Below are 4,590 nucleotides of genomic sequence, written 5' to 3'. Positions count from 1 at the left end.
CGGGCGCCTGTTCTATGACCAGGCGATGCAGGTCAATTTCCAGACCGTGCAGGAACCGCTCGATGCCATCTGGGCGCGCTTTGCCGCGGCCGAGCAGGCGGCAGACGGGCGCGCGATCTACATGGGATCGATCGATATTCCCGGCTGGTTCGAAGGATTGGACGAGGCCAATCCGATGCCGCTGGGGGCAGGGCTGCCGGCGGCGCAGGATGCGCTGGCCAGCGTGTGGATCGGCACCGCCAGCCGCGTTGCCGCGCACAACGATTTTCCCCACAACCTGGCGGTCTGCGCCGTGGGGCAGCGGCGCTTCACGCTGTTTCCGCCCGACCAGTTCGCGAATCTCTATCTCGGCCCGTTGGACAACACCCCGGCCGGCCGCGCCGTCAGCATGGTCGATCCCGATGCGCCCGATCTGCTGCGCCATCCCGGCTATGCCACCGCGCTGGCCCATGCCCAGGTAGCCGATCTGGCGCCGGGCGACGCGCTGTTCATTCCCAGCGGCTGGTATCATGCGGTCGATGCGCTGGCGCCGTTCAACGTGCTGGTCAACTATTGGTGGCGCGACACGCCGCGCTGGCTGGGCCAGCCGCAGGATGCGCTGATCCATGCGATCCTGGCCATCCGCGATCTGCCGGCGGCAGAGCGCGCGCAGTGGCACGCCCTGTTCGATCACTATGCCTTTTCTGGTGGAGAGGCCGCGCGGGCCCATCTGTCGCCCGCCGGGCAGGGCATTCTCGCCCCGCTCGATGCCGCTGCCGCCGGGCGCATCCGTGCCTTCCTGCTCAGGAGTCTCAGCCGATGACCGATAGACCCTTGCGTATCGTCGTGGCCGGGGGCGGCACCGCCGGATGGATGACCGCCGCCGCGCTGGCGCGCACGCTGGGCCCGGTCGCAACGGTCACACTGGTGGAAAGCGAGGCAATTGGCACGGTGGGCGTGGGCGAAAGCACCATTCCGCCGCTGGTGGCCTACAACCGCCTGCTGGGCATTGCCGAGGCCGATTTCATGCGTGCCACCTCAGCCACGTTCAAGCTGGGCATCGCGTTCGAAAACTGGAAGGCGCCGGGCGAAAGCTATTTCCATTCGTTTGGCGGCACCGGGCGCGATCACTGGAGCGCCGGGTTCCAGCATTTCTGGCTGCACGGGCTCTCGCGCGGGCATGCCGCCCCCTATGGCGACTATTGCCTGGAACTGATGGCGGCCCAGGCCGGGCGCTTTGCCCATCTGCCCGATGGGCGGATGAACTATGCCTATCAGCTCGATTCCGGGCGCTATGCCGCGTTCCTGCGCCGCCTGGCCGAGGGCGACGGCGCCACCCGGATCGAGGGACGCATCGCCCGCGTCGAACTGGACGGCGACCGCGGGGAAATCGCTGCGCTGCACCTGGACGGTGATCGCCGCGTGGAAGGCGATCTCTTTGTCGATTGCACCGGTTTCCGCGCGCTGCTGATCGAAGGCGCGCTGCACGCCGGCTTTGACGATTGGACGCATTGGCTGCCATGCGATCGCGCCATCGCCGTGCAAACCGCCAGTGTGCGCCCGCCCGTGCCCTATACCCGCGCGATTGCCCACGATGCCGGCTGGCAATGGCGCATCCCGTTGCAGCATCGCCAGGGCAACGGCATCGTCTGGTGCAGCCGCTATCTCGATGAAGACCAGGCGCTCGACCGCCTGCTGTCGAGCGTGGAAGGGCAGGTCCTGACCGAGCCCAACCGCATCCGCTTCACCACCGGGGCACGGCGCCGGCAGTGGGTGAAGAACTGCGTGGCGGTGGGCCTGTCGGGCGGGTTCATGGAGCCGCTCGAATCCACCTCGATCCACCTGATCCAGCGCGCCGTGCTGCGCCTGTTGCGGCTGCTGCCGGTGGGCGCGCGGCCCGATCCCGCCGATATCGCCGAATTCAACGAACAGCAGTGGGCCGACATGGTCCAGATCCGCGATTTCCTGATCCTGCACTACAAGGCCACCGAGCGGCGCGACAGCCCGTTCTGGCGCCACTGCGCGGGGATGGAGGTGCCCGAAAGCCTGTCGCACCGGATGGACCTGTTCGCCCGCACCGGCCGCGTGTTCCGCAAGAATGAGGAACTGTTCGCCGAAAACAGCTGGGTGCAGGTGATGATGGGGCAGGGCATCACGCCGGCCGCCTATCATCCCGTCGCGGCCAAGCTGCGCGATGATGAACTGGAACGGCTGCTCGCCGGCCTCCGCCGCGAAGTGGCCGATACCGTACAGGGCCTGCCCGGGCACGCGGCCTATGTCGATCACTATTGCGGCGCGCGCACCGGGGCTGCGGCATGAGCCTGGCGCTTGTTCTGCTGGCCGCCGGTGCTGCCGCCGCCACGCCGGCACACGCCGCACCATCGCCACCGGGGCCCGGCTGGCACCTGGTCTGGGCTGACGAGTTTAACGGCACCGGCATCGATCCCACGCGCTGGACGCTGGCCGATGATTGCTGGGGCGGCGGGAACCAGGAACGGCAGTGCTACACGCCGCGCGCCACCAATGTCCGTGTTTCCCACGGCCAGCTGGTGATTACCGCGCGCAAGCAGGCCTGGCGCGGCCCCACCTATCCGCAAGACTTGCGCGACAGCGCGGAAAAGGCGGCGGCGCGGGCTGAAAAGCCGTTCACCTCGGCCCGGCTCAGCACCAAGGGCAAGGCGGCATGGCGCTATGGCCGTATGGAGGTCCGCGCCAAGCTGCCTGGCGGGCAGGGCAGTTGGCCGGCAATCTGGATGCTGCCGGCCCACGATCGCTATGGCCATTGGGCCGCCTCGGGCGAGATCGACATTCTGGAAACCGTCAACCTTGGCGTGCCCTGCGCGGGTTGCACCGCGGGGCGCGAAGACCATGCCCTGGGCACGATCCATTTCGGCGGCGTGCCCCCGGCCAACCGCCATGTCGGATCGGAAACCCCGATTCCCGCCCCGGTCGATGGCTATCATGTCTATGCCGTGGATTGGGCGCCCGGCGCCATCACCTGGAGCATCGATGGCGTGCCCTATGAAACCCGCCATGCCGGCGAATGGTCCACCACCGGCAGCGCCGATCCCCTGGCGCCGTTCGATCAGCCGTTCTACCTCGTGCTCAACCTTGCCATCGGCGGCGGCCTGCCCGAAAGCCGCAACGGCGGCGGGGTGGACAGCAGCGGCTTTCCGCGCACGATGATGGTGGATTGGGTTCATGTCTGGCAAAGCGATGCCGCTGCGGCTGCCCCCGCCGCCGCGCAGTAAAGGATAGCAGCAGGATGGCGCGCCGCCGTCAGACCGTGACGATCAAGCATGTCGCCGCCGATGCCGGGGTCTCGCTGCAGACCGTCAGCCGGGTGATCAACAACGAGCCCAACGTGCGCCCCGAAATGCAGGAGCGCGTGCGCGAGGCGATTGCCCGCCTGGGCTATGTCCCCTCGATCGCGGCCCAGCGGATGAGCGGCTCGCGCTCGTACCTGATCCTGGCGCTCAACGATCGCACGCGCACCATCGCCGATTGGCGCGCACGCCAGGGCAGCGACTGGGTGGACCAGATGCTTCTGGGCGGCATGCTCAAGTGTGCCGAACACGGCTATCGCATGATCTTCGAACTGGTCGATACCCACAACGACCATGTCGAGCGCGAACTGCTGGCCGCGATCGCCGCGTTGCAGCCCGATGGCGTGGTCCTGACCCCGCCCCATTCCGACAATCCGCTGATCGTGGGCGTGCTGACGCGCCAGGGCATCCCGTTTGCCCGCATCGGTTCGCTGGGGCAGGGCGGGGGCATCCCGTTGATCATGGATGACGAAGGCTCGGCACGAAAGGCCACGCAGGCGCTGATCGATCTGGGCCACCGCCGTATCGGCTTCATCGCTGGCGACGCGGAATACAGTCTCAGCCAGTGGCGCGTGGAAGGCTGGCGTGTGGCGATGGCCGAGGCCGGCCTGCCCACGCAGGGCCTTTTGGCGCAAAGCGATTTCAGCTTTGCCATGGGCGCACAGGCAGCGCGCGACCTGCTGGGCCAGGCGCAGGCGCCCACCGCGATCATTGCCAGCAACGATCAGACCGCGCTGGCCAGCCTCGATGTCGCCCATGCCCTGGGCCTGGCCGTACCCGATGACCTCTCGCTGATCAGCTTCGACAATACCCCGGTGGTGCGCTTTGCCCGCCCGGCATTGAGCGCGGTGGATCAACCGGTGGCGGAGACCGTGGCGCGCGCGGTCGATCTGATCATTGCCGCGCAGCGCGATGGCACGGTGCCCGATGGCCCGGTGGTCGTGCCCGCAGGCCTGGTGATGCGCGAATCCGTGGCGGTGGCGCCGCGTGGCTGAGGCGGCCATCCCGGTGGCCGGCCAACACCCCGGCCCGGGCCACGGCGATTGGCCGTTCCTGCTGTGTTATGCCCTGGCCTGGGCCGGGGCGGTGGCCGGCTATGGTCCGCTGCTCACGCTGCTGCTGCCGCTGCGCGTGGCAGAGCTGGCCGGGCCAGCGGCCGTGCCGTGGCTCGCCACGCTGACGTTCATCGGCGCGGTCTCGGCCAGCCTCACCAATATCGCCTGGGGCTGGGCCAGCGATCGCACCGCCAATCGCCGGGGCTGGGTGGCGGCCGGGTTGGTGCTGT

General features: G+C 68.5%; 4 protein-coding genes and 1 pseudogene. All 5 read left to right on the top strand.

Annotated elements, in window-relative coordinates:
* Positions 1-802, top strand: an 802-nt coding sequence (locus H926_RS0101790) for a cupin-like domain-containing protein (protein WP_022674771.1), incomplete at its 5' end; no start/stop codon positions are given.
* Complete coding sequence (locus tag H926_RS0101785; RefSeq protein ID WP_022674770.1) at positions 799-2,298, top strand: tryptophan halogenase family protein; 1,500 nt, start codon at positions 799-801, stop codon at positions 2,296-2,298. The genes H926_RS0101790 and H926_RS0101785, both read left to right, overlap by 4 nt.
* Positions 2,295-3,230 (top strand): family 16 glycosylhydrolase, encoded by a 936-nt coding sequence (locus tag H926_RS0101780; protein ID WP_022674769.1) that lies wholly within the window; start codon positions 2,295-2,297, stop codon positions 3,228-3,230. Before H926_RS0101785 ends, H926_RS0101780 begins: the two co-directional genes overlap by 4 nt.
* 14 nt (positions 3,231-3,244) lie before the next feature.
* Positions 3,245-4,300, top strand: a complete 1,056-nt coding sequence (locus H926_RS0101775; RefSeq protein WP_022674768.1) for a LacI family DNA-binding transcriptional regulator — start codon at positions 3,245-3,247, stop codon at positions 4,298-4,300.
* Positions 4,293-4,590: pseudogene (locus H926_RS25120) on the top strand (MFS transporter); the annotation flags it as partial. The gene H926_RS0101775 and the pseudogene H926_RS25120, both read left to right, overlap by 8 nt.

Origin of the sequence: Novosphingobium sp. B-7 (genome assembly GCF_000410615.1) — a bacterium.
GTDB classification, from domain to species: domain Bacteria; phylum Pseudomonadota; class Alphaproteobacteria; order Sphingomonadales; family Sphingomonadaceae; genus Novosphingobium; species Novosphingobium capsulatum.
This window is presented reverse-complemented; position numbering and strand designations above follow the sequence as displayed.